Origin of the sequence: Erysipelothrix sp. strain 2 (EsS2-6-Brazil) (assembly GCF_016617625.1) — a bacterium.
Lineage (GTDB): Bacteria > Bacillota_I > Bacilli_A > Erysipelotrichales > Erysipelotrichaceae > Erysipelothrix > Erysipelothrix piscisicarius.
The window spans coordinates 24,936-51,660 of record NZ_SBAR01000006.1; the positions used below are offsets into that span (position 1 = coordinate 24,936).

The window sequence follows — 26,725 nt, forward strand, 5'->3', positions numbered from 1 at the left end:
GAACGGGTCAAGCGGTTCAACCCAATGCGCTATTTACTGTAACTGAAGATACAGTATTCTATGCACAATGGAAAAAAGCAATCGTTCCAGTCGTTGATTATTCAATTACATACAATGCGAACGGTGCGACACAAGGGTCAGTTCCAAATGGATCAACGGTTACGGAGAACACGGTCTATGAAATCCTTGGAAACACAAATAATCTGACTCTTAAAAACCATAAATTTATGGGGTGGAATGATAAAGCAGATGGTACGGGAAACCATTTTGATGCGAAAGATAAATTGACAGTTACTTCGGATAAAGTACTCTATGCTCAATGGGAATTAGAACAAAAACCAATACCTACTGATCCAGAAATAACAAAACCAGAAGTGACACAGCCTGATTTAAATATCGATGAAATACAGAAAGATCATCCAGATGGTGTTGGAAATGTACAAAGTGATGCAGTACTACCAAGTACAGGTGTGAATGAAAACCTTCTTGTTCCAATTGTAGGATCAGGATTAACCATTATCGGTATTACACTTATTATGTTAAAGAAAAAAGAATCATAATGCAGTGTTAAGGATGAGGAAACCTCATCCTTTTTTTTATTTATTATTAATAAATAAATCATAGAAATTGTTTCTTGATTCATAAACTATATTTTCTTTATAACATAGATTTATCGATTAATGACATTTGAATAAATTTTTATTTGATAGAAAATATAATGATTGCATGGAGGTAAGGGTATGAAAAAACAAAGTACTTATGCTAAGAAATCATTGGTAATTATGTTATGTCTAATGCTCGGCGTGGGAACCGCTCAAGTTGCATTCGCAAATGAAGACCCGGAATTTATTTCGGAAGATTCCGTTGTCACAACAGAAGCAATAGATCAAGAACAAGAAGAATCTACAGAAGTTGTGGATGAGAATGAAACAGAGTCAACAGATGAGGAAGCAACAGAATCTGCAGAAGTTGACGATAAAGAAATAGACGAAACAGTTGAAGAAGAAGCGACTTTAACGGAAACTGTTGAACCATCTACTGATGCAGTTGAAGAAGAAACAACAGATGAAACTGTAAAAGAAGAAGTTAAAGAAGAAACTAAGAAGGTTAAAGCAGTCAAATATAATCTTGGCGCAATTAAAAACAAAACAGAGCTTGAAGCAGCATTTGCAGGCGCTCTTGAAGGTGACGTCATCACTTTAGCATCTGATTTTGTAGCAGAAGATGTTTCAATAACAGTTCCAAATGCAAACATTACATTTGATGCGAATCATGTTATCTGGACAAATTCAACCCTTGAAGTTACGGTTGCTCACAACGTAACACTTAATATTAAGAATCTTGTTATGGATGGGGTAGGACATACATCAAATCTACTTCGTATTTCAAATCCAACAGGTGTTATTAATTTAAGTAACAGTAAATTTATCAATAACGGTGCAACACCAATTACTGCAAATATTCAGTCAGGAGCTGAGTTCACGATTGATACAACTCTTATTAACAATAATAAGGGTGTGACAGGTGGATCTGCTGTACAACTTTCTGAAAACAGCCGAGGTACCTTTAACGTTACAAATAGTACAATTTCAAATAATACGGGTACTAGTGGCGGATATACCTCAGGAGCCATCGGTGGTAAAAACATCTACAGTGATATTAATATTGCAAATACAATTTTAAGTAATAATCACAACGATTCCATTAATACCGGCGTATTTGGTGGTGGTGGTGGTGCAATCGCATTACACTACTATCGTGGAAATATGACGATTAAACAAAGTTATTTCAAAGGAAATAAAGCAGGTGGTGATGGCCATTCTGAAACTTATGATGGAGGCGCAATTTATATCTTTGATGGTCGTGATGGCGCAACCGTCGATATTGATCAAACAACCTTTGCATACAATGAAGCAAAAGATGATGGTGGTGCAATCTTATTCCAAGGTTCAGGTACTCCCGCAGGATTAACTACAAACATCCACAACAGTACATTCTATGGCAATAAAGCCGGCGGTACTGATGGAGCGAATCTACCCGGTGGAGCAATTATGTACTTTAAAAATGGTGGATCTTCGAAAATGTCGAACACTATTTCGGGCTCTACATTTATGGATAATGTCGCAGGGAATGCAGATGTTGATACTGAGTTTAAAGGTGGAGCGATCTCTTTAAGTGGTGCGGGAATGCTCGCTACTGCTACGATTAATTATAAGGGATCACTATTCTTCGGCAATCAAGTTTACAAAAATGGCGTGATTGACCCAACGGCTAAATTTAAAGACATTTCGAATAGTTCATCTTCGGTAATGAGAAATGGTAATATTATTAATATCGATCAAAGCACACCAGAAGTAGCAACTCAAGCTAAAAAAGAAATTTTTGGATTTAAAAATGTTGGCTTAAGTCGTGATCAATCGGAGTTAGTGGCAGGGATTGAAGGGGAAGTCATTCCTACAATCGCAATTAAACCTGAAGGACCAGCAGATGATGGCTTCATCGGTGGAAATACTGATGGGTACGATCAACGTGGGAAGAAACGTTTAGGTGATATTGGTGCTGTAGAAATCCTTTGGATTAACTATGATGCTAATGGCGGGAATTTTGACTTAGAGGAAATGAATGACTACGAAGGTGAAACTTACTATGAAAAAGATGCGTCTTCAAAAGTTGTTTCCTATTATGATATAACTTCAGCTGAGTCTATTAAAGAAGAACAGACAGAAGATAGCATTCATCCAGAACGTGTAGGATACAAGTTTATGGGATGGTCAAAAGATATCAATGCAACGACACCAGATGCAGACTTTAACACACGTAAACCTGTGAAAGTTGCTGATGACAGTCTACGTCTATACGCTGTATGGCGTGTAGGGGATGCGTTCACGGTTACCTATCATGGTAATGGAAATACAGCGGGTGTTGAACCAACAGATTCAAATACCTATGATACAAATGAAAATGCAGTTGTTCTAGGTGAATCGACTTTAGTTAAAGATGGTTGGAGTTTTATTGGCTGGAATACTCTTGCTGATGGAACAGGAACGGACTATGCGAAAGATGCCAACATTACGATGACACAAAATGTAGATCTTTATGCACAATGGGAAGAAGATGTTACACCTCCAGTTACAGAAAAATTCACAGTTACTTATAAAGGTAATGAGAATACAGCTGGAACAGCACCTGTTGATACTAAAGAATATGAAAAAGGTGAATCAGCAACCATTCTTGGTGCTGGAGACCTCTCAAAAGACGGATATGAATTTATAGGTTGGAACACCCAAGCTGATGGAAAAGGTGACACAGTAAGTGGCTCAGTGACTGTTAATGCGGATGTTACACTCTATGCACAGTGGAAAAAAGTAATTGTTGTTGTAGATACATATACGGTTGAGTATGATGGAAATGGAAACACTTCCGGAAATGCACCGATTGATTCACATCCTTACGAAAAGGGTGAAAACATTATCGTAATGAGTTCAAATAATTTAGTTAAAGAAGGTTATAACTTTATTGGCTGGAATACTCAAGCGGATGGAAAAGGTGATAGTTATGCACCTGGCGACTCAATTGATGTAGTAGGAAATGTTAAACTCTACGCACAATGGATTAAAGCAACAAAACCTGTTGACCCTACAAAACCAGTAGATCCAACAAAACCAGTAGATCCAACAAAACCAGTAGATCCAACAAAACCTGGCGAAAACAATCAGACGGATTTACCTCAAACTGGGGTATCTGATAGTAGTGTTGCAGTGATTGCAAGTATTACTTTAATCGGATTAGGCTTGGTACTTGTTAAAAAACGTAAACAAGAAGAAGCATAGTTAGGACGGATATTTAAAAAGCTTAGCATTGAGAGATGCTAAGCTTTTTTTGAGAGTGGGAGCATTTTATGTCATTTGGGTATGAAATAGGTCGATTTAGAACCGCATCACCTTTATTACAAATTCCCATGATAAAATATTTTTAAAGTGAGAAGGAGAAATGTTATGAAATTAGAATTTAATCAGATTAACAAGTATTTTGACGAACATCATGTGCTCAAAGATATTTCATTTGAAGTGAACAGTGGTCAAATCTTTGGCTATCTTGGTCGTAATGGAGCGGGAAAAACAACGTCAATTCGAATCTTAATGGATGTTTTTAAACCCAATTCGGGGAATATTACCATAGATGGGAAACCATTTAGTCCCGAAGATTATCGCATTGGTTACCTTCCCGAAGAACGTGGTATGTATTCTAAAACACGTGTTATTGATCAACTTGTCTATTTTGCAATGCTTCGCGGTGCTACCCGCGAAGAAGCGATGGATTCTGTAAACTATTGGGCTAAACAATTTAAGATAGAAGAATATCTCGACCGTAAATTGGAAACCTTGTCGAAAGGAAACCAGCAAAAAGTACAAATTACGCAAGCTTTTTTAAATAATCCAGATATCTTAATCCTTGATGAACCATTTAGTGGTTTAGACCCTGTGAATTCTCAAGTATTTCAAGATGCCTTAACGAATTATATTGCGGATGATAAGATTATTATTTTTTCAAGTCACCAAATGAGTTATGTCGAAACATTTTGTGATGACATTGCCATTATTAATCAAGGATCAATTGTTTTAAATGGATCCCTTAATACAATTAAAAAAGAGCTTGGAAAGGATAAAATTCGTATTCAAGCCCATAATTATGATTCGAATCAACTCATGGCATTGTTGAGCAGTGATCAAGTGCATGTTGAGGCGGATGAGAAATCGATGATTGTTTCTTTATCAAAAGAATTGTCAAAGAAGGCATGGATGGCATCCGTGATTGAATCCGATATTGATTTAAAACTCTTGTCAGATTATGAACCAAGTCTTCAAGATATTTTTGTAGCAAAGGTAGGAGATCATCATGAATAAACTGAGTACTGTATTTAAATTTGAATTTTTAGAAATGTTACGAAAACGCAGTGTAAAAGTAACAACGTTAATTTTATGCATGGCGGTTTTGTTTATCACATCAATTCCGACAATCCAAACATTCTTTAAGGAAGATCCATCAAGTGAACCTCAAACAGGTGAAGTGGTAACTGAAATCCGAAATGAGTGGGGATTTATCTTCGAGGATGAATCGATTGATAAAGCAAAGTTTGCTTCATTGCTTGGTCTCGACCATCTTAAACAATTTGATTCCGAGGCGACAATGAAAACATCATTGCTCAATAAAGAAATAAAAAAAGGGTTTATTTTACACAGCAGTACAGCCTATAAAGTACTGACAATTGACAAGGATATGTTTGGTTTTGAAGATGGTATAATTGAAGATACATTAAAAACAATGGCCATTGATGAAAATTTTAAGGCAAATAATATTGATGTAAACGAAGCGCGTAATGCGATGAATGTTTCAATTACATCAGAGGTCGAAACAATCGGGAAGGATTCCTCACAAGGATTCTTTATAGCTTACGTTATTATGTTTGCAATGTATATGTTGATTCTTTTCTTTGGTCAATCCGTAGCAACGTCCGTTGCACGTGAGAAAGACAGTCGAACCATGGAATTGCTTATTACCAGCACGGATCCTAAAGTTCTTATTCTTGGAAAAGTATTTGCAATGGGAGCTGTTGGATTGTTGCAAGTTGGTACAATCTTATTGTCCGTATTTATAGGTTTTATGGTAAATAAGGTGAATTATGATCCAGATATTTTAATGATGGTACAAGGATCGCTTACGTTCTATACAGCAATTGTGTATTTAGTATTCTCAATTGCAGGTTATATTTTATACCTTTATATTTTTGCGGCATTGGGTTCATTGATTTCTAAAGTAGAAGATGTAAGTTCTGCGACTACACCAATTACTGTTTTATTTGTTATCGCATTCTTTATTGCCTCAAGTAGTTTAAGTGCGCCGGATAGCCAACTAACGATTATTAGTTCCTATGTACCGTTTGTCTCGTTATTTACAATGCCAATTCGTTTTATGCTTACATCGGTAAATTGGATTGAAATTGTGGTTTCAATGGCAATTATGATTTTATCAACCTTAGTGATTGCGAAGATTTCGGTCTACATCTATCGTTTTGGTTCGTTAAATTATGGAAATAAATTAAAAATTAAAGACATACTGAAAGCAAAAAAATAACTCTTAAAGAGTTATTTTTTTTGATATCGATCATTGAGTTTTTATTTAAAATACGATTGGAGCTACAATATTCTGTAGGACTGCAACAATACTCCAACCTGCTACACGACTGGTGCGGCTATAGATTTTCAAGTCTGTTTTTATTTCTTCGCCTTCAAGCATTATGCGATGTTCGTCACCCACATAACCTGGTACGGCATTAATGTTTAACGTTGTATTTTCGGGACCAGCACTTGCAAGGGCTATTGCTACAGAAACGTTTACGTGTGTTGGTAATGCAGCAATGGCTTCTTTTGTGGTTCCTGCGAAGACTTCTACAGGTTCTTGAATATCGATGAGTCCTTCTCGATTTAGAGATGTATGAACTAGGGCACGAGGGGATTTCATACCCGTCATTTTTACATTGACAGGGCTCATTAATGTAGCCGTTCGTAGGATATCAAATCCTCCGACTGCGCCACTTGCAATATGAACCTTTTTACCAGTTTCGCGCGCTACATCTTGTATATGGTTATAGAATGATGCATCAGCAAAAGCTCCGATTGAAAGTACAACAAGATTTGAACCGGAACGAAGAACTGTTTCAGTATAGTCAACGACTGATTTAACCGAAGCGGCTTCAGATGTATAATCAGGTTCGAGTGCCATTAACTCTTCGATTGTTGCACATGCTTTACAACCATAATGGTTTGCGAATGCTGCTGTACGAAGTGGATTGCGACCTAGAACACCTACAAGTTCGTATTCAGGTAGGTAGCCATCTACCCACGCTTGAGCAACGATGTCATTAAGAAATCCTGGCCCAATTAAAGCTAATTTTAATTTTTTCATATTAATTCCTTTCCTCATTTATATATGTATCTTAACATATATTTAGGTAAGTGAACCGGTTTATAAGGATTTTGTTAATTCAACGTGTGAATTTTGTCTTATTGGTTTTGTGAATTGTTATGTAATCTTCATCAATCAAGGTCTATGAATTCGAATGTGGTCTTTTTTTCAGTAAGTAATGAACCGTAATAGCCTGCACTTAATGGTAACGATGTATAGGTTAAATTTTTCATTTGGTTTTCTAAAATCTCTAAGACAGAGAAGTTTGGGAAATCTTTCTCAATTTTTAAGTCGAAAAATTTAATATAACATTCCTTGAGACACCATAATTTATAGAAACTTTGGATACCGTGCTGTCTCACAAATTCGATTTCGTTGGGATGATAGAAGCGATTCGCGATTTTTTGAAAGTTCACATCTTCCTTGTACTTTTGGATATCAATACTTAATGGATTAAGACTGAACGCATACGTAGTGAACGCATCGGTTATCGTCTTACTATAATAAAAATCATTGTTTAAGATGACTGGTTTACCATTTTCAGTTTTATAAAGATACCATGTATCATCCAGTTGATTGCGATCTGTAAAGTCATGAATGCAAGTATCAAGTGTATGGCTTGTAGGATTTTTTGATTGATAAATAATGACATGATTTTCCATAAATTTCTCCTTAATAATGCAAGCATATCATTGTTTTGATCTTTGATTCGTAGACTTAAGAATCTATAAGCCGTTCTTAAGATTGTGTTAAGAATACGAATGGTATAATTGGCACGAAATTAAAGGAGTTTAACGATGAATCATATCTTAAAGTATCTTGAATTAAGTGCAGCGCATTATCCCAATAAAACCGCAGTAGTCGAACCGAATCAGTCGATTACGTATCGTGATTTAAAAGATAAAGCGTGTATAGCAGGAACATTTTTTATTAATCATTTCGAAAAAAATCAACCAATCGTTATTTTCAGAGAAAAGGGAATTGAAACGCTTGCGTTAATGTTTGGGGCAGCCTACGCGTGTTGTCCTTACGTCATTGTGGATCCTTCACAACCCGATGATCGTGTTATTTCGATTCTAAAGACATTAGAGACACATTTCATCGTGTCTGATGAAGCGCAAAAATCTCGAATTGAACAATTGAATGCTGAGATTAATTATATTGAGTCTAAATCCATATTGAACGGAATCAGTCAAGAAGATCAGATTAAACAGCGTATGGGATCGCATATATCAACGCATCCGCTCTATATTCTCTTTACATCAGGCTCGACAGGGAATCCAAAAGGTGTCGTTGTATCCCATTCATCGGTCATTCGATTTATCAATGATTTTACCAAGACGTTTCAATTTTCAAAAGACGATGTAATTGCGAATCAAGCACCTTTTGATTTTGATGTTTCGGTAAAAGATATTTATAGTGCTCTCAGGACAGGTGCTACCTTGGTTTTAATACCGAAATTGTATTTTACAAATCCAGTTATGTTATTAGACTATATCTGTGAATCAAATGCAACGGTACTGACATGGGCGGTCTCTGCGTTATGTTTAGTAAGTCAGCTAAAAGGATTATCGTATCGACAACCAAATCAGTTACGACAAATAATGTTCAGTGGGGAGCGCATGCCAATCAAGCATTTGGAAACGTGGCGTGAAGCGTGTCCAAATACGACATTTGTAAACTTATATGGCCCAACTGAAATTACATGCAATTGTACATATTATGTTTTGGAATCGGAATGTAAATACGATGAAGACCTTCCAATAGGAATTCCATTTTATGATGACGAAGTATTTTTATTAGATGATTCTAATTCTAAAGTGGTCTCCTCAAATGTCCTGGGTGAAATTTGCGTCGGAGGATTGAGTTTAGCACTGGGATATTTTAATAATAAAGAACAAACGGACCGAGTATTTATTCAAAATCCGTTGAATCCCTATTATCGAGACATCATCTATCGTACGGGTGATTTAGGATTCTATAATCAAAACGGTGAATTATGTATTAGGGGTCGAAAAGATTTTCAAATTAAACACATGGGTCATCGTATCGAACTTGAAGAAATTGAACGGAAAATTGAAGAACATCCATCCGTTTCGAGAGCCTGTTGCGTATACCATGAAAAAAAATATAAGATTTATGGAATCTACCAGGGGAATTTGGATGTTAAGGCGTTAATATCGTATCTGGAAACAAAGCTTCCCCATTACATGATTCCCAATACCTTTATTCAGGTGCACCAGATGCCCTTGACGAAAAACGGTAAGATTGATCGACAACTCTTAAAATCGGAAGTGGGGATCCACGTATGAATCTAAACAAATTATGTACTTCTTATAAGGAACTTAAAACACCAAGTTATGTTTTTGATATTGATCATCTAGAAAATCATGTAAATACAATAAAGTCATTATTACCTCACAATGCAAAGTTGTGTTACGCCATGAAAGCAAACCCATTTCTAGTTGGTATCTTAGATCCTTATGTGGATTCTTTCGAAGTGTGTTCACCCGGAGAATTCCGTATTTGTCAAAGAAACCACATTTCAAACCAAAAAATAATTCTTTCGGGTGTTTACAAAAACGATGAAGACATCAGGAAAATTATTGAAATGGACGAACAACCCATTTATACAATTGAATCCATGAAACATCTGGAAATACTGAATGATTTATCGAAGGCGTATCAAAAAACCATATCGGTTATTTTAAGACTTACAAGCGGAAACCAATTCGGTATGGATGCCTCAACGATTGATGAAATACTAGATCGAAAGGATGAATATCCATATTTGAAGTGGTATGGAATACAATTGTATTCAGGAACCCAAAAGCACAAGCTTGATAAGGTTCAAAAGGAACTCGAAACTCAGAAAAAATACATTGAAGATTTACGCGATCGCTACAAGATTGCATTACCGTGTTTAGAATTTGGTCCGGGATTGGGTGTTCAATATTTTGAATCCGATAAACCAACGGTCTCCGTTTCAGCGTTTGGTTCAATGCTTCAAAATTTGGATTTTGATGGAACTGTTGTTTTGGAAATGGGACGCATTATTGTTGCATCGTGTGGTACTTATTTAACCAAAGTTGTGGATTTAAAGCTTAACGATCATAAGCATTACGCAATACTTGATGGCGGTATTCACCACGTTAGTTACTACGGTCAGTTTCTAGGGATGAAGTGTCCTAATATTGAGCGTATCGCTTTAGGAGAATCTATGGAAACGCAAGCAACTTGGAATTTATGCGGCTCTCTATGTACTGTGGCGGATGTCTTGGTAAAAGACTTTGAGACTGCTCTTGCTTACAATGACGTGATTGCATTTAAAAATGTTGGTGCGTATAGCATCACAGAAGGGATAAGCCTTTTTCTCAGTAGAGATCTGCCACAAGTAAATGTATTTAGTAAAGACCAAGGACTCGTAACACTTAGAGACATCGTACACATTGATACGCTAAATTCAGCGAAGGAGAAATCAGAATGAATAAATTATTAGAAATATTAGAAGATATAAAACCAAATATTGATTATGAGAATGAGTGTGAATTGGTTGATAAACGAATTCTTGATTCGTTTTCAATTCTTACATTGGTTGCTGAACTGGAAGATTCCTTTGATATTGAAATTCCATTTGATGAGATTAAACCAAATAATTTTAATACACTCAAGAATATGTGGGAAATGGTAAGTCGTCTTAGCGGTGAAAATTAATGGCATATCACAATTATATTTACCTTTTCTTGTTTTTACCGATTGTGATGATTGCATATCAAATATGCAGTCAAAAATATCGCTATCTTGTAATGCTTCTTGGAAGCATTACTTTTTATCTCTTGATGAGTTCAACACTAATCACTTACCTACTCATCATAAGTTTATCAACATATGCTATTGGATTGGGTCTAACCCAATCCAAACATAAAAAGTTACTCTTATTTCTTGGGATTTTAATACCACTTACGATATTAACCGTTTTTAAATATTACAATTTTATCGGTGAAAACCTTAATTCAGTTCTAAAAGGTTTTGAGGTGACTCTTCCATATCGAAAATTCATACAACCCATTGGGATTTCATTCTTTTCTTTACAAGCAATGAGTTACCTTGTAGATGTGAAAATGGGAAACATTCAGGCAGAACAAAATCCACTAAAAATCATATTGTTCTTATCCTTTTTCCCGACAATCATTGAAGGTCCTATTGCGCGATACAATCAAGTGATTCCACAATTGAATACCGGGGAATCAATTACGTATGCATCATTAACTTTTGGTCTACAAAGAATGCTTTGGGGTCTTATTAAGAAAATTGTGATTGCTGACCGATTAGACCCCTTTGTAGGATCTGTATTCAAAAATGTTGATACAAATGGTGGTGTTGTAATTCTAATTGCCATCCTTGCGTACACGCTTCAACTTTATTCCGAATTCTCTGGAACGATGGATATCGTGTTGGGTACCGCTGAAATTTTTGGGATAAAGCTCCCGGAGAATTTTAATCAACCCTTTTTCTCCAAAAGTGCTTCAGAATTTTGGCGACGTTGGCATATGACTTTGGGAGGTTTTTTTAAAGATTATATTTTTTATCCCATTTCTTTATCGAAATTTAATCGTAAACTCACAAAATGGTTAAAAACAAAAATAGGAAAACGCTACAGTCGATTAGTCCCAACCTTAGGAGCGTTATTGGTCGTTTGGATTTGCAATGGTTTATGGCACGGAGCCCAATGGCAATATCTCGCATATGGAATGTACTATTTTGTCATTATTGCAGTCGGAATGCTTTTAGAACCGCTGTTTTCGCTCTTTTTTAAGAAAACAAAAATCAATCGCGAAAGCAAAGGTTTAAATGCAATGAGATGGATCAGAACCATGGCGATTGTGAATGTTGGAATGATGTTGTTTCGGTCACACGGTATCTCAAAAGCAATTTTCATGTTTACGCGGATGCTTGGTGATTTTAATATGACACAAATCACCGACGGCTCACTGCTGAATAAGGGGATGGATATTCATGACTTTGGTGTTGTTATTGTGGGTTTTGTGATCATGGTTGTTGTGGGCTTTCTTAAAGAAAAGGGTGTGCACATTAGAAATCGTATTTCGCAGTGGAAGTGGTATGTGCGCACTCCGTTTTACTATGCTGCGATGTTATTCTTAGTTATTTTTGGAGCCTATGGTTACGGCTATGCGATCGTAGAGCTTATCTATGCAAATTTTTAGGAGGTATTATGAAAATAATTAGATCAATTGTGTTTACCCTCGGTTTTATTGCTATATTATTTACAATAACACCTCTTTTTGCGCCATATGAAATCGATCAATTTGCGAAAGGGAATAGTACTGCATTTAATGGTATTTTTGCCGAAGATACGAATCGTTTGGATATGTTATTTAGTGGAGACAGTGAATCCTTCACCTCTTTTATGCCCATGCGATTTTGGGAGAAATTAGGGATAAAGTCTTACAACATTGCGGTTGCTTCTCAAAATTTAGCGGATGGACATAAGACCATAAGCCATATCATTCAAAAACAAAATCCGAAAGTGATAGTGTTAGAGACGAATCAAATTTATACCAGTATTGGTGGTATCGCGAATCTAGTGGATAAATCCATGACCAATACTTTGGCGAATGTGTTCCCCATCTTAAACCATCACGATAATTGGAAACAAATACTTTCGCTACAAAAAGCAAAAAGCGTAGAAATCAAGCGGAATCCTCTAAAAGGCTGGCGAATTAATCGTAAAGAAAATGCGTATGAGCGTGGACCGTATATGCACCAGACGTTAGAATCAAAAGAAATTCCTTCCTTGAATCGACACTATCTCGATCAAATCGTAGCACTGTGCAAAGAAGAAAACATTCAATTAATTTTAGTGAGCGTACCGTCTCCAAGAAATTGGACCTACGAAAAACATAATGGTGTGAGTGCCTACGCTAACGAAAATAACATTCCATTTCTAGATTTAAATTTGGAAGCAGATTCTATTGGCATGAATTGGCAGGAAGACACATATGACAAAGGGGACCACTTGAATTTAAAAGGTGCTGAAAAAGTAACGAAGCGTCTAATTGAATACATCGCTCAAAACTACAACATTAAAAGTGATACCGACGAAGCGGAACGTGCTTTATGGCAAAAAGATTTTGATGCATTTATTCAGCAAATTAACCCCTAATTTAACAAAAAATTAAAGGTGTTAAATCTTAAAATTTCTTAAATAACTCACAATGTATTGTAAAAGAAACATATAATAGAAGAAAGGAGGTGCTTATGAAAAAGATACTAATTGTTGACGACGACAAAGAGATTAGAGATTTGATGAAACGCTATTTAGAAATTGATGGTTATGAGGTTGTTGTTGCCTCTGATGGAAATGACGCAATGCGTTATCTCGATGAAAGCATCAAACTCGTGATTTTAGATGTTATGATGCCTGAGGTTACGGGATTTGAGGTAAGCGAGGCCATAAGAAGAAAGTATAATGTTCCAATCTTATTTGTTTCTGCAAAAGCTACAGAGCAAGATAAATTTGTAGGTTTTTCTGTTGGTGGGGATGACTACCTAAGCAAACCATTTTCTTTTTCTGAGCTCAGCCTCCGTGTAAAATCATTACTAAGACGATACATTCAATACGATCGTGCTACGGAGCATCGGGCAGAACAAAACATAATAAACACCATTGACTCCATCACCATCGATCTTGAAAAAGGAATCACTTTAAAAGATGGGTTACCCCTCGATTTAACAGAACGAGAATTTCGTATTTTAAAATTATTGGCGACTAATCGTGGGAAGATATTCTCAATTCAAAGTATTTATGAAAATGTTTGGCAAGATGAGTATCTCTACTCCTCTGCAAATACAGTCATGGTTCATATTCGTAATTTAAGAAAGAAAATTGAACATTGTCCTGAAAACCCAAATATTATCAAAAACATATGGGGTCGAGGATATAAAATTGATTAAACATCAGAAGCAGTCACTCACACTTGGCTTAAAAATATTTCTTATAACGGTGGGATCAATTTTTGTATCGTTATTCGTATTTGTTGTTACGATATCGGTTTCGATTGACCCGATTGCAACATATGTAAAGGGTGAAGAGCGGATTCACTCGCGAATGCTTCGTGACAAGCAAGATCTCCAGCATTACATTATTGATAACGACATTACCGAAATGAACATTGAAGATCTAAGTCCATGGTTGGAAAATCATAAGTATATGATTATCTATATCGTAGATGTTGATAATAATAACATCGTCTATACAAACGACGATCTCTTTATAAGTAAAGAACTCGAGATTGCCGGAAATACGTCACTTGAATCGACAATGCTTTATATTGGTGGTAAATACTTCTATATTGATATGTTGTATTCAGTGCGGGCGGAAGTGGAAAACTACGCTACCTATCTTGGACTCACGCTTTCATCCATTACATTTTTACTTGTTTTTTATTATGGTATCCGAAATATCACCAAAAGGGTTAAGCAGCTTACCAATGAAATTGAAATTATTGGGGCAGGAACCCCCAACAGTTACATTAGTGACAAAGGAAACGATGAGCTCGGACGTTTAAGTTTTGAAATTAATGCACTGATTACTGAGTTATCTCAAAAGAACCAAGAACTGGTTATTTCTGAAAATGCACTTAAAGAACTTGTGACAAGTCTTGCTCATGATTTAAGAACGCCACTTACTTCATTGATCGGTTATATTACCCTTATTAAATTGGAGTCTCAATCTGAAGATATCGAAGAACTTGCGAATCGATGTGAGCAGAAGGCACTTCAAATGAAAACCATTTCGGATGAACTGTTTTCACTTTTTTCAACGCTCTCGTTAAATGAAGACAGCGAATTACCCCTCGAACGAGTTTATGTTCAAGATTTTATTGAGGGTGCTGTAGACCGTCTAAAATCTGATTTAAAGTTAAATGAATTTGAAGTTGAAGTTCGTCAAACGATAACAGATGATGACTATTATGTAAATTTGAATCTATACTATATGGATCGCTTGTTTGAAAATATTATTTCGAATCTCTTAAAGTATGCAGAACCCATGTCAGAGATTCAAATTCAAATTACGCTTGAAAATTTATGGTGTACCCTCGAGATTTCCAATATCACGCGGATAGACCAGGTGACAGAAAATGCTTCAGGTTTTGGATTACTCTCATGTCGAAAAATTGTAGATACGCATAAAGGCCATTTTTCCACATCCCAAAATGAAGGTGTATTTATAACGAAAGTAGAATTACCCATAAACCCATAAAAAAACAGCGAGTGTAACACGCTGTTTTTTTATTAACTTACGAAAGTGAAGCCTTAATTAATACTCATAACGTCCTAACATTTCAGTGTTCTCAACGCGCCACGAAATAAGTTTAACGCGGACAATGATGCCATAAAGACCAAATGTGATGAGGGTTAAAAACCACCATAAAACCCAATGACCAAAAAGACTTACAGAATCACCGTTAAAGCGGAAGCGCTCACCATTAATGACAGTATGTTCGGATTCCCAACGGTATGTTCGAACGAGAATCCAAGGTGTCCCTAAACCGAGTGTAAAGATTGCAATAATAATATTAACCAATTGTAATGTAATATAGGACCAGATTGATCCGTCAAAGTATGATGATTTCATATAAATCCTCTTTTCTATTTTTTAGTTCGATGCTTTAAAAAGTAAAATACGATGGAACCAATTCCAAGTGTCAGAATGGTTGCGAATATCATTGTTTGCCAGGAGCCAAAGACTACGATCGCGATATAATTAATCATTGCAATGATAATTCCTAATAATGTAATTAGACCATAGAAGCTCTTCATCGCAATCCCAAATTGGTGACTAATTATATGCTTCTTTTTTTCGGCATAAAATCCTGCCAAAAGAATCGCGATGGTTACGACAATAACGAGCCAATTAAGTTTGAAAAATGTACTCATAATATCTTCCTCCTATATTTTAATGAACTCAGATTGATTAAGATTATAATCATGAAGACAATAGCTGTACGTGTTGAAACTATCATAAGTCCTATAGGCATAGGTTTGTGATGAAGGAATCATAAACGACATATATTGTGTATAGTCAATGGTTTTTCGCTGTGTTATAACGTTACCTTTAGCAATATCAACACCATTAAGGATGTGTTGAGCGGTAATAATGAGTTCATGATCTGACTCGGGTTTTTGGGCGCTTAGTTTGGAATAGAGCGCTTTAATAAATCGAGAAGGCGGTGTTAAATCCCCAGGAATTCCAAAAGTCCCACTGCCTTGTCCGAATGGCTTGAACTCTTGACCGTAGAGCGTTCTTGCTTCTACATGTCCCGGATCAAGGCCGATATAATTTCGAATGTTGGTTAGATGCCAAGGATAATCGGGACTATTTGTGAGGACGCCAATTTGATTTGTATAAATTTGGATTCCTTGTGGTGTCGGTTCTACAATAATCGAGGCACCGGTTGCATCTTGAAATACCCAATGCAGGGGTGGTACAATTCCTAAAAATTCAATAACATGATGTGTGATCGGATGTCGTGCAAACATTAGCCGAACATCTTCAACAGTCTTGCAGTGTGCAAGAGCCCACATTACGACTTCATGCGGTGCAAGTGATTGATTGACTATCGCATCGTGCTCATAATGCGCAAAACCTTCAAAGTATAATGCAGCAGCGGCGAGACCGTATTCATTGACGCCATCTGCCAATGCGTAAGAACCAATGTTTTTAGCGAGGCCAAAATAAGCAAAATGATTTGTAACTTCATTATCTAAAAAAGCAAAATGAAGCGGAACATGGCGTGGAATGAGAATCATTTCTGGATCAAGTTCGAAAGAAAAATCCATCGTGCGAGCCATTAAAAAATGATCCTGAGTACTTTTTAATGTGATGTTTGTACACATAAAAACACCTCCCAAGTTTACCTTGCATGACCATTATAGGGGAATTCTTAATAGAATACATAAAACGAGCCCGATTTCGCAAGAATATCATGATTCCATCACAAAGCATAATGACGCGATATTTCTTTCATCCATAATTTATTAACAAAATATCACACGAGCTCTGGCATTGGATGATACGATAAATATAAGAAAAAAGCCGGGAGGTGTATGATGATATTACTTGGAGAAGTTGCACAGTTTTCAGATATTGCATTTAATGTCATACTAGGTGGTTTTGGTATGTTTTTACTGGGAATCAAGTTGCTTGGGGATGGTTTTAAAGATGCAGCGGGATCAAAAATACGAGATTATATTGAGCGCTATACGGGTAATTTACTTTCTGCGATTCTTGTAGGTACTGTTATTACAGCATTAATGCAGTCCAGCACCGCTGCGACCGTTATTTCCATTAGTCTAGTGCGTGCAGGCCTTATGAGTCTTGAAGCCGCGATTGGAATCTCTGTGGGAGCGAATTTAGGGACGACGGTAACGGCATTAATGATTGGTTTGAATATTGAAGCGATGGGTTATTATTTTGTCTTTATTGGGGCTTTAATCCTGCTCACAAAGAAACGATATAAAAGTGTCGGGCAAATATTTTTTGGACTTGGAATTACGTTTGTAGGGCTTGAGTTGATGAGTGATCAATTGATCATCTTACAAGATGTTCCACAGTTTGAAGCATATTTGGTTAAGATGTCTGATAATCCATGGCTTGCGCTTTTAGCGGGAACGATTGGTACTGCAGTTATAAACTCTTCGATGGCTGTGATTGCCCTTGTACAAAAAATATATGCAGGGGGCGGTATGACAATGGTTGCAGCTTCCGCATTTGTTTATGGATCCAATGTCGGCACAACTTTAACGGCAATTCTTGCTTCTGCGGGAGGATCTGTATCGACGAAGCGAGCCGGTTGGTTCCATGCACTTTATAACGTGATTGGTGCCTTGATAACCATGTTATTTATCTATCCGTACTCGAATTTTATTCTCTATATTAATGGGAAGATGGGTGGTTCACCAGAAATGGCTGTAGGAATTAATCATTTTGTCTTCAATTTAATTTGGGTTGTGGGGATTATTCCCTTTATTCCCGCATGTATTCGTCTTTTAAAAGTTCTAATACCAGGGGAAGATCGCATTAAAGAACGAGAAAAAATTGAAGCGTTGGATTATGAATTAATTAAGACGTTCCCGGATGGTGCGTTTCAATTAGCACAAAAACAAACACTTCAGATGGCTGATTTGGTTGTTGAATCTTTGGAAACAACGCATGACTACCTAACAACGCAAGACGAAGAAGATTTAGATGTCATCGGACAGTTGGAGGAGATGGTTAATGATTTGGACTACAATTTAACGCGCTATCTTCTTGCGATTGCGAAGGATACGCAACTTGATGGCCGTATGGCAGAACAGTACTCAACCAGTGTTGATATCGTGAAAAATATTGAGAGAATGGGAGATATAACGACAAATATTGCGGAGTTTTATGAACGCATCTTTGAAAATCGAGGTACGTTCTCAGAAGAAGCACTGTTTGATTTGGAAACAATGTATAAACTCGTTTTGGATATGATTCAACGAAGTTTTAAAATGCTTAAATCGGATTCACTTCAAGGATATGAAAAACTTGTACAGGATGAAGACTACCTCGATTTAATTGATGAGAAGTACCGTGAACGTCATTTCCATCGTATCTCGGATGGTATTTGTGACGATCCGATTGCAAGTAGTTTGTATGTAGATATTCTTGCGTCTTTAGAACGCTTAGGGGATCACTGCATAAATATTGTGGAGAAGGTAAAAGAACGTAATCCCGAGGAAGGGGTTGAGAAGATTCGTATGGATTCCATAAATTAAGAAGTGTGAAAAGGAGTAGGTAATGGAAATTACAATAACGGAACTACAAGAATATTTAAAGGATCATTACCAAGATGGTGGTGTCGATCAAAGTTTGTTTATGAAACTGGTCGAGGAAATGGGGGAAGTGGCTGAGGTTCTAAATAAAAAAGCTGGTCGTAAAACATCAAGTGATGAAGATTTAGACTTGCAATTAGGTCATGAATTGGCAGATCTAATGCACTATGCCATGGCCATTGCGGCACTCAATGACATTGATATGAATGCAATGATTCTCTCAAAAGATAAAGAAGCTTCAAAAAAATATCATCATACAACAGATTTAGAATCTTTTGTCTCAGCACAAAGAGTCATCAAATCACGCGCAAAATCATCAAATAATATCACGAAATAGGATGTGAAATGCATTTATGGATACAAAAAAGAGCCAGCTTCTTAAAGTAGGCTCTTTTTATTCGCAAAGTAAGGTTTCACTAATGGCCAGTGCGCATGCTGCGCGGGCTCCATTTGCCTTGGAATAGGGTTTAATCTTTTTCTGAATTGTTTGTCGAGAGATGAATTCGGAATCGTGCTCGCGTATCTTATTGAGCAGTAATGTCGAAAGTTGATCATCATCAAACAATTGACCGTGTAAATAAATAATATCCGTATCGAGGGTAACGATGATGTTATTAAGGGCAATGGCTAAAAAATTAATTGCATTTTCTAATAACTGTATGACTGCAGAATCGCCAAGATGATAGGCTTGCAGCAGGATATCCATCGATAACTCATGTTCTTCGGTTACCAGTTGTTTGAGATAGGTGTTCGCAGAACTATTAAATAATAAACTTGCTTTGTGAAGCAACCATGTTTGACTCGCATAGGTTTGAAGGCAACCAATTTTACCACACTCACATTGTTCGCCAAATGGATTCACAACAAGATGTCCAATTTCTCCAACAAAGTAATTATTTCGTGCATACAGATTCCCTTGGTATATATATGAACAGAAGATTCCTCGTCTAAAATGTAAGAATAAGAAATTCGCATCCGTTTTATCATGTCCGAATAAACGTTCACGTATAGCCATCGCATTTACATTATTCTCAAAATAGACGGGATACTTTAAATGTTTCTTTAAATAATCCAGTGAGAAATTTGACCATGAATGGTTATTGGTTAAAATGTGGGATGATGATTTATCATAATGTCCTGGTATGGCAATGCCAATACTTGTGATGGGGGTATCGCGATGTTTATCCAAAAAATCATGGATCGTCTTTACCAATAAGTCGTGACGAACATGGTCTGATTTAGAGAGTGTGTATGCCTCTTCAAAGAGAATTTCATTAAGGTTATCGGATAACGCTAAGGTGAAAGAGTGTTCAAATAACTCCACACCGAGATAATAGGAGTGATGGGGAAGAAGACCTAATAAAATTTTGCGTCTTCCTACACGTGTATTATCGGTATCCTCTCCGATTTCACAAATAATGTTATCGTTAATTAGGTGTTGGGTTAAATCACTAACAGTCGCGGGGGTAATGTGAAGCGACTTTGAAATATCAATGCGTGAAAGCGGTCCCTTTGAATATAATAAATCAAGGATTAAAGCCGTTTGCTTTGTTTTTGCTTTACTGAGTTGCATATTTCACCTCCATTAAGAACATTGTAACCTATTAATTATAATTTGTAATCATTAATGGGGGAAATTTAACAAAACCAACACAATTATCAAATGTAAGGCTTTACATTTAAGGTGAAGTGTTCTATAGTGTAGGTAGTTGGTAATATAAAATAATTAATTACTGAGATATTGCGCACATTTTCATTCTAATTGTTCTATATTATAACCAAAAGAGGAGGATATTATGAATAAAGTAGGAGATTTTTTAGAAGAAAAAGTTCTGCCTGTAGCAGCGAAACTTTCAAGTAATAAATTTTTAATTGCAATTCGTGATGGTATTACACTTTCAATGCCATTAATTATTATCGGTTCTATTTTTATGGTTATAGCAAGTTTTCCAGTACCAGGTTGGGAAGCATGGTTGGGAGATATTGGTGTTGCCGGCTATCTTTGGAAGGGTGTCGACAGTAGTTTTGGATTAGTTGGATTAATTTCAGCATTTGGTATTGCTTACAGTATTGCAGATCAGCACAACACAGATGGAATTTCAGCAGGGATTATTGCTTTATCAGCATTTATCGTTGTAACGCCATTTGTTAAGGGGGAAACAGGTGCTGGTATTGCGGTTGGACTTGTGGGTGCTCGTGGGCTCTTTGTAGCGATCATCTTAGCAATTATTAGTGGTCTTATCTACCAATGGTTTATCAATAATAATATTGAAATCAAAATGCCAGATACAGTACCACCTGCAGTTGCGAAAAGTTTTAGTGCAATTATTCCGGGTGCAGTGATTATTACAATGTGGTTAACCATCTTTGGTTTACTTGATAAATTTGGTTTACCAAACTTACATGATATTGCAGCTGTTGTGTTAGGAAAACCGTTTGGATTACTTGGAAATAACATTATTGGTACAATGATTGTTGTTGCATTTAACAGTATTTTCTGGTTCTTAGGAATTCACGGGGGACATGTTGTAAACTCAATTATGAAACCAATTTGGATTGCAAACTTAGATGCGAACCGTGTTGCTTATCAAGCAGGCGAGGCATTACAACACATTATTACAGAACCATTTATGGATAACTTTGTATACATCGGTGGTGGTGGAGCCACAATCGGTCTTGTACTCGCAATTGCATACTATGCACGTAAGAAAAAAACAAGTTTACGTACTAAAGCTCTTGCACCAATTACAGTTGTACCAGGACTCTTTAATATTAATGAGCCAACAATGTTTGGACTTCCAGTAGTGCTTAACTTATTATTAATTGTTCCATTCATCTTAGCACCAATGCTTAATGCACTTATTACTTATTTCGCAATGGCATCGGGACTTGTTCCTTTAACACGTACTGTAGCAACATGGACGATGCCTCCAGTAATCAGTGGATTCTTAACAACAGGTAGTATTCGTGGATCAATCTTACAAATTATCTTAATTGCACTTGATATTCTCTTATACTTACCATTCTTTGCAATGGTTGAAAAAGGATTTAAGGCAGAAGAAACAGCAGAATAGTAATTATTATATAGAAAGTGTGAAATGATGAAACGATTAATTAGTGCAAATACGAGTGATATTTTAAACATGACCGCTGAAGAACTTAAACAAAGTATTAAAGCGAGTGAGGGACGCGTAGTTTTATCGGAAAACTACGCCGCTCGCGAAAGCTTTGTGGGAGATATTAGTAACTCTGAGATTGCACGTGCATGTGGTGCAGACTTAATTTTACTCAATGGCGTCGATGTATTTAATCCGGATTTATTTGCAATTGAATGTATTGAAAAGAATTTTGTGGATGAGCTTCATCGTTTAGTTGGAGCGCCCATTGGTGTCAATTTAGAACCCATTGATCAAAATGCGGAAATGACGGAGTCACGTTTTGAGATTGCTTTAGGAAGACAGGCAACTGTAGAGACAATTGAAGAAATTGAACGTCGTAATTTTGATTTTGTTTGTTTTACGGGAAATCCAGGGACAGGGGTAACCAACGAAGCCATTATTTCTACCATTAAGATTGCGAAGGAGAAGTTCTCCGGGCTCATTATCGCAGGTAAAATGCATGGTGCTGGTGTTGTGGGACCAATTATTGATTTAGAAACGGTGGAAGCGTTTATTAATGCAGGCGCGGATGTGATTTTAGTCCCTGCTGTTGGAACGGTTCCAGGATTTGATGCGGATGAACTTAAAGAAATTGTGCAATTTGCACATGCCCGCGATACGTTAGTTATGAGTGCAATTGGAACGAGCCAAGAAGGTTCAACTCCAGAAATTATTGCGCAAATGTCAATTCAAAATAAGATTTGTGGCGTGGATATTCATCACATTGGTGACGCTGGATATGCAGGATTAGCTCCGGTTGAAAACATTTTTGCAATCGGTCAAGCAATTCGAGGTATTCGACACACATTGTCATCATGTGCCCGTTCAATAAATCGATAAACATTAATAAAGGAGCATGAAATGCGTAAAGGTTTAAAAAATATCGTTACAGTATTTATGGTTTTAGCTTTATCAATGACATCAATCTCAGCACTTGAGGGTGATGCTAAGAATTTAATTCAAGATGGTGATTTTGAACAAGGTGGAACTTCATGGACGCAACGCAATAAAGGCGAAGTTCAAGACAAAGTTTCATATGATGGAAAATATGCAGGGGTTGTTCCAAATACAGCAATTTCAGGCAACTTTGCAAATGGGTTTATTGGTCAAGTTATTCGACTTGAACCGAATACAACGTATCACGTAAGTGCTTATGCGAAAGTAGATGTTAAAGGGGCGGATGCCATCTTTACAGCACGTTTTTGGAATGGCCAACAAGGTGATGTTATTAAGGGAGAAAACGGTCAAACCGTAGATCAACTTGTATCATCTACAGAATGGCAAAAAGTGAGTTATACATTTAATTCAGGTACGGAACAAGGAGCACTAATTCAACTTGTTAAGTGGTCTGAAAAAGAAGAAACAAAGCAATCCAATGCTTATATTGATAACGTTGTGGTAACGAAAGAATCAAATGTTTCAGAAGAAAAAGAAGATGACGTCTTTACAGAAGTGTGGCGTGATGATTTTGATCAAGAATCCCTAAATATGGAAGATTGGGGTTATGAACTGGGTTCGATTCGTGGTATTGAACAACAACATTATGTAAACAATCCAGAGAACGTATTTTTACGCGATGGTAGCCTTGTGTTACGTGCAACCGATCGTGATGTTGCGGATCAATATTTACATCCACGTGATGCATCCCGGAAGGTAATTTATAATTCAGGAAGCATTCGTACGCATGGTCAACGCGAATTTTTATACGGAAAATTAGAAATTCGTGCAAAACTTCCAAAAGGAAGAGGTGCATTCCCAGCGTTTTGGACATTAGGTGCTGACTTTACACTTGATGGCAAGATTAAAGCGGAACAAGGTCGTGGATGGCCAAGCACGGGTGAAATTGATATTATGGAATTAATTGGTGAGGATCGCGATGGTGCTCATGGTAACCGTACTGTTTACCAAACCGTTCATTATGGCCCTGCTGAGGATAATGTAGGACGTTTTTCTGGAAACGGAACTGCGCATACCATTCCTCAAGGTAATTTTAATGACGAATTTCATACCTTTGCATTAAATTGGACCGAAGATACCCTTGAATGGTATGTTGATGATCAAAAAGTTCGTACTGTACCGTATGGACAAGATCCAATGGCTAAAGATATTTTCAACAAGCCGCAATACATTCAGCTAAACTTAGCGATGGGTGGCGCATGGCCTGGACCTGTAGGGGAAAACCTGGCCGGCACTGAATTTGTGATTGATTCGGTATCGTATCAACAAACTGCTGCGCAAGCGAAAGCGGCTCAAGCATATTATGATCGTGCTCCCAAACTGGAGGGGGTTAAACCACTCACAGTTATGCAAGGAGGAACAATCAATCCACTTGAAGGCATTAATACTCTTGAAGGTTATGATTTAGATTTCTCAATAGAAGATACACCGATGTTTAATCCACGCGGTGGAAATTCAAATGTGAAACTTCTTGTAAAGGGTATGGATGAGATGGATCTTATTTCAAATCTTCCAGAAGGTACCTATAATCTTCATTATAGCGCAACACCTCAAGGGGTGGACTTAACACAAGATATTAAAACACCGGTTGCACGTCAAGCAACCACCCTGGTTGTTTCAAAGCAAGCCTTTCCTCAATCGTTTGAACTTGAAATAACCAAAGGCGATGCTTTATCAACGCTCACATTACCACAAGGATGGACATGGAAGAATCCAGATTTTGTTGTTAATGAAGCGGGAATGTTTACGGTTTTATTTGGCGTCAATAAGGACGAGCATTCCGTGCATGTATCACTTCGAACAATGACAGAAACACCCAAAGAAGAGAACAAACCTGCGGAAGTTCTTGGCGAGAAAAAAGACAAGGACGTCACATCAACGGAATCGACCCTACCGAATACGGGTCAATACACGTCAAGTTTCGCAATTGTGGTTGCGTTATCACTCACATGTATTGGTTATGTGATGTTGAAGTTAAACAAAGCGTCGAAAGAAAACGAGTAGTGTAATGTTTAGGAAGCCGAAAGACTGTTGATTCAATCAACAGTCTTTTTATGTGCTTATAAGGGGATAATACGCCTTAAATCAAACACTTATTTGGTGTTATCTTAATTTATCATTTTTTATCAAAACCATCTTGAAATCCCTTACTTTTTTCGGTAAAGTATAAACACTTGAGGAGGTAAAGTATGAAAAAGAAGGTTTTTGATTTTCTACAGCAATTAGGACGTACCTTTATGTTACCAATTGCTTTATTACCCTTTGCGGGACTTCTACTGGGGTTGGGTGCAACCTTTACCAATCCATCATTAATTGAAATGTATCATTTAGAAGGGATTTTAGCGCAAACGGGAGTGTTGTATAAAATTCTAGTAATTATGAAGTCTTGTGGTGAGATAGTCTTTGCGAACTTACCGCTTTTATTTGCAATCGGGGTTGCTTTTGGTATGGCACGAGAATCTAAGGAGGTTGCTGCACTTGCAGCTGCTATTGCTTATTTGATGATGAATGTAGCCATGGCATCCACGATTGAACAATTCGGTAATCTTGAACATTTAATGCAAACCTCGGGTTTGATTACCCATGTTTTAGGGATTGAAAATACATTAAATACAGGGGTGTTTGGTGGAATTATTGTGGGGGTTATGGTTTCGGTGCTCCATAATAAATTTTATCAAATTGAATTTAATGATGCATTTTCGTTTTTTAGTGGGACGCGATTTATTCCCATTATTTCATCCCTATTCGCAATTGGTTTAGGTATTCTTTTTGTTTGGATTTGGCCAAGCATTGCGTTTGGGATTGCTTCTCTAGGTGTCGCAATTTCAAAAATGGGGTATCTTGGAACCTTTATTTATGGATTTATTTATCGTGCGTTAATCCCGTTGGGATTACACCACGTCTTTTACTTACCTTTCTGGCAAACCGCTCTCGGTGGAAGTACGATGGTTGCGGGGACGGTTGTTGAAGGGGCACAAAATATTGTCTTTGCACAACTTGCGGCAGGGGTTCCGGTAGATCCGTCGTACGCACGCTTTTTCTCAGGATTGTTTCCTTTTATGATATTTGGATTTCCAGCAGCTGCACTTGCAATGTATAAAACGGCATATCCTGAAAATAAGGCAAAAGTTAAAGGCTTGTTGGTGTCTGCATCCATTACTTCAATTGTAACGGGAATTACGGAACCAATTGAATTTTCGTTCCTGTTTGCATCCCCATTCCTCTACTTTGGTGTACATGTTGTTCTGGCGGCATTATCATTTATGCTGATGCATATCCTTGCTGTTGGTGTGGGTCTTACCTTTTCGGGAGGGCTTCTTGATTTGATTTTATACGGGATTTTACCTGGAAATCAAATGACCCATTGGATTCCAATTGTCGCTGTTGGGTTTCTCTACGGTTTAATTTATTATTTTGTCTTTATATTCTCAATTAAAAAATTTGATCTAAAAACCCCGGGACGGGAGAAAAACGGCAATGTACAACTTTACACTAAAAAAGATTTAAACGATAAAGAGGATGTTTCCGCATTGATTGTGGAAGCGTTAGGTGGTCAAGCGAATATTGTCAGCGTTGATAATTGTGCGACACGACTTCGTATTGAAGTTACCGATGCAAGCCATGTAAACAAAGACCAATTGAGTCAAACGGGTGCTGCAGGATCATTAATCAGCGGGAATACCGTACAGGTTATCTATGGACCCAAAGTTACAAATATCAAGACGAAAATTGATCAATATCTCAATAAGAAATAAAGCACATCA

Annotated in this window: 23 protein-coding genes; 17 read left to right on the top strand and 6 right to left on the bottom strand. The window is 37.0% G+C overall.

Features of this window, described 5'->3' with window-relative positions; genetic code table 11:
• From EPJ89_RS05035 to EPJ89_RS05050, 4 genes are all read left to right on the top strand, one after another.
• Nucleotides 1-560: InlB B-repeat-containing protein (locus EPJ89_RS05035; protein WP_200549143.1), on the top strand; the 560-nt coding region annotated here is incomplete at its 5' end.
• Between the two features lie 180 nt (nucleotides 561-740).
• Complete coding sequence (locus EPJ89_RS05040) at nucleotides 741-3,830, top strand: InlB B-repeat-containing protein (RefSeq protein WP_200549145.1); 3,090 nt, start codon at nucleotides 741-743, stop codon at nucleotides 3,828-3,830.
• A 165-nt stretch (nucleotides 3,831-3,995) separates the two neighbouring features.
• Nucleotides 3,996-4,904 (top strand): ABC transporter ATP-binding protein, encoded by a 909-nt coding sequence (locus tag EPJ89_RS05045; protein ID WP_200549147.1) that lies wholly within the window; start codon nucleotides 3,996-3,998, stop codon nucleotides 4,902-4,904.
• On the top strand, nucleotides 4,897-6,132 hold the full coding sequence (locus EPJ89_RS05050) for an ABC transporter permease (RefSeq protein ID WP_161637110.1): 1,236 nt from the start codon (nucleotides 4,897-4,899) through the stop codon (nucleotides 6,130-6,132). The genes EPJ89_RS05045 and EPJ89_RS05050 overlap by 8 nt, the downstream gene beginning before the upstream one ends.
• 45 nt (nucleotides 6,133-6,177) lie before the next feature.
• Here the strand turns inward: EPJ89_RS05050 and EPJ89_RS05055 are convergent, their stop codons facing one another.
• Together EPJ89_RS05055 and EPJ89_RS05060 are read right to left on the bottom strand one after the other, a co-directional pair.
• Nucleotides 6,178-6,963 carry an aspartate dehydrogenase domain-containing protein gene (locus EPJ89_RS05055; RefSeq protein ID WP_161637108.1) on the bottom strand — a complete coding sequence of 262 codons (786 nt, stop codon included), beginning with the start codon at nucleotides 6,961-6,963 and terminating at the stop codon, nucleotides 6,178-6,180.
• A 131-nt stretch (nucleotides 6,964-7,094) separates the two neighbouring features.
• Complete coding sequence (locus tag EPJ89_RS05060) at nucleotides 7,095-7,625, bottom strand: 4'-phosphopantetheinyl transferase family protein (RefSeq protein WP_161637106.1); 531 nt, start codon at nucleotides 7,623-7,625, stop codon at nucleotides 7,095-7,097.
• 135 nt (nucleotides 7,626-7,760) lie between these two features.
• On the opposite strand from EPJ89_RS05060, the gene EPJ89_RS05065 reads away from it, so the two are divergent.
• The 7 genes from EPJ89_RS05065 to EPJ89_RS05095 all read left to right on the top strand — a co-directional run bounded on the left by EPJ89_RS05065 (nucleotide 7,761) and on the right by EPJ89_RS05095 (nucleotide 15,247).
• Nucleotides 7,761-9,275 (top strand): amino acid adenylation domain-containing protein, encoded by a 1,515-nt coding sequence (locus tag EPJ89_RS05065; RefSeq protein WP_161637104.1) that lies wholly within the window; start codon nucleotides 7,761-7,763, stop codon nucleotides 9,273-9,275.
• Nucleotides 9,272-10,450 carry an alanine racemase gene (locus EPJ89_RS05070; protein ID WP_161637102.1) on the top strand — a complete coding sequence of 393 codons (1,179 nt, stop codon included), beginning with the start codon at nucleotides 9,272-9,274 and terminating at the stop codon, nucleotides 10,448-10,450. Before EPJ89_RS05065 ends, EPJ89_RS05070 begins: the two co-directional genes overlap by 4 nt.
• Nucleotides 10,447-10,677, top strand: a complete 231-nt coding sequence (locus EPJ89_RS05075) for a phosphopantetheine-binding protein (RefSeq protein WP_125164836.1) — start codon at nucleotides 10,447-10,449, stop codon at nucleotides 10,675-10,677. The genes EPJ89_RS05070 and EPJ89_RS05075 overlap by 4 nt, the downstream gene beginning before the upstream one ends.
• Nucleotides 10,677-12,188, top strand: coding sequence for an MBOAT family O-acyltransferase (locus EPJ89_RS05080; protein ID WP_161637101.1), 1,512 nt, complete (start codon nucleotides 10,677-10,679; stop codon nucleotides 12,186-12,188). Before EPJ89_RS05075 ends, EPJ89_RS05080 begins: the two co-directional genes overlap by 1 nt.
• 8 nt (nucleotides 12,189-12,196) lie before the next feature.
• Entirely contained in the window at nucleotides 12,197-13,147 is a 951-nt protein-coding gene (locus tag EPJ89_RS05085) for an SGNH/GDSL hydrolase family protein (protein ID WP_161637099.1), read from the top strand.
• Between the two features lie 95 nt (nucleotides 13,148-13,242).
• On the top strand, nucleotides 13,243-13,938 hold the full coding sequence (locus EPJ89_RS05090) for a response regulator transcription factor (protein WP_161637094.1): 696 nt from the start codon (nucleotides 13,243-13,245) through the stop codon (nucleotides 13,936-13,938).
• A complete protein-coding gene (locus EPJ89_RS05095; RefSeq protein WP_161637093.1) occupies nucleotides 13,931-15,247 on the top strand; it encodes a sensor histidine kinase in 1,317 nt (438 codons plus the stop codon). The genes EPJ89_RS05090 and EPJ89_RS05095 overlap by 8 nt, the downstream gene beginning before the upstream one ends.
• A 57-nt stretch (nucleotides 15,248-15,304) precedes the next feature.
• On the opposite strand, the gene EPJ89_RS05100 is transcribed toward EPJ89_RS05095, so the two are convergent.
• Genes EPJ89_RS05100 through EPJ89_RS05110 form a run of 3 tightly spaced genes read right to left on the bottom strand, consistent with a single transcriptional unit; the run spans nucleotide 15,305 to nucleotide 16,884 of the window.
• Nucleotides 15,305-15,622, bottom strand: a complete 318-nt coding sequence (locus EPJ89_RS05100) for a DUF898 family protein (protein ID WP_125164098.1) — start codon at nucleotides 15,620-15,622, stop codon at nucleotides 15,305-15,307.
• A 14-nt stretch (nucleotides 15,623-15,636) separates the two neighbouring features.
• Complete coding sequence (locus tag EPJ89_RS05105; RefSeq protein ID WP_161637092.1) at nucleotides 15,637-15,924, bottom strand: MFS transporter; 288 nt, start codon at nucleotides 15,922-15,924, stop codon at nucleotides 15,637-15,639.
• A 12-nt stretch (nucleotides 15,925-15,936) separates the two neighbouring features.
• Nucleotides 15,937-16,884 carry a linear amide C-N hydrolase gene (locus EPJ89_RS05110; protein WP_161637091.1) on the bottom strand — a complete coding sequence of 316 codons (948 nt, stop codon included), beginning with the start codon at nucleotides 16,882-16,884 and terminating at the stop codon, nucleotides 15,937-15,939.
• A gap of 213 nt (nucleotides 16,885-17,097) precedes the next feature.
• Here EPJ89_RS05110 and EPJ89_RS05115 point away from each other — a divergent pair, with 213 nt between their 5' ends.
• Together EPJ89_RS05115 and EPJ89_RS05120 are read left to right on the top strand one after the other, a co-directional pair.
• Nucleotides 17,098-18,789, top strand: coding sequence for a Na/Pi cotransporter family protein (locus EPJ89_RS05115; protein WP_161637090.1), 1,692 nt, complete (start codon nucleotides 17,098-17,100; stop codon nucleotides 18,787-18,789).
• Nucleotides 18,790-18,811: 22 nt separating this feature from the next.
• Nucleotides 18,812-19,183, top strand: coding sequence for a MazG nucleotide pyrophosphohydrolase domain-containing protein (locus tag EPJ89_RS05120; protein ID WP_200549149.1), 372 nt, complete (start codon nucleotides 18,812-18,814; stop codon nucleotides 19,181-19,183).
• 57 nt (nucleotides 19,184-19,240) lie between these two features.
• On the opposite strand, the gene EPJ89_RS05125 is transcribed toward EPJ89_RS05120, so the two are convergent.
• Entirely contained in the window at nucleotides 19,241-20,419 is a 1,179-nt protein-coding gene (locus EPJ89_RS05125; RefSeq protein WP_200549151.1) for an ROK family transcriptional regulator, read from the bottom strand.
• Between the two features lie 223 nt (nucleotides 20,420-20,642).
• On the opposite strand from EPJ89_RS05125, the gene EPJ89_RS05130 reads away from it, so the two are divergent.
• The 4 genes from EPJ89_RS05130 (at nucleotide 20,643) to EPJ89_RS05145 (ending at nucleotide 26,716) form a co-directional block, all read left to right on the top strand.
• Entirely contained in the window at nucleotides 20,643-21,920 is a 1,278-nt protein-coding gene (locus tag EPJ89_RS05130; RefSeq protein WP_161637087.1) for a PTS sugar transporter subunit IIC, read from the top strand.
• 24 nt (nucleotides 21,921-21,944) lie between these two features.
• The gene (locus tag EPJ89_RS05135) at nucleotides 21,945-22,844 is read left to right on the top strand and encodes a haloacid dehalogenase-like hydrolase (RefSeq protein WP_161637086.1); all 900 of its coding nucleotides are present in this window, start codon (nucleotides 21,945-21,947) and stop codon (nucleotides 22,842-22,844) included.
• A gap of 21 nt (nucleotides 22,845-22,865) precedes the next feature.
• The gene (locus EPJ89_RS05140) at nucleotides 22,866-24,965 is read left to right on the top strand and encodes a family 16 glycosylhydrolase (protein WP_161637085.1); all 2,100 of its coding nucleotides are present in this window, start codon (nucleotides 22,866-22,868) and stop codon (nucleotides 24,963-24,965) included.
• A 185-nt stretch (nucleotides 24,966-25,150) separates the two neighbouring features.
• Nucleotides 25,151-26,716 (top strand): PTS transporter subunit EIIC, encoded by a 1,566-nt coding sequence (locus EPJ89_RS05145; protein WP_200549153.1) that lies wholly within the window; start codon nucleotides 25,151-25,153, stop codon nucleotides 26,714-26,716.
• Nucleotides 26,717-26,725: the final 9 nt, after the last annotated feature.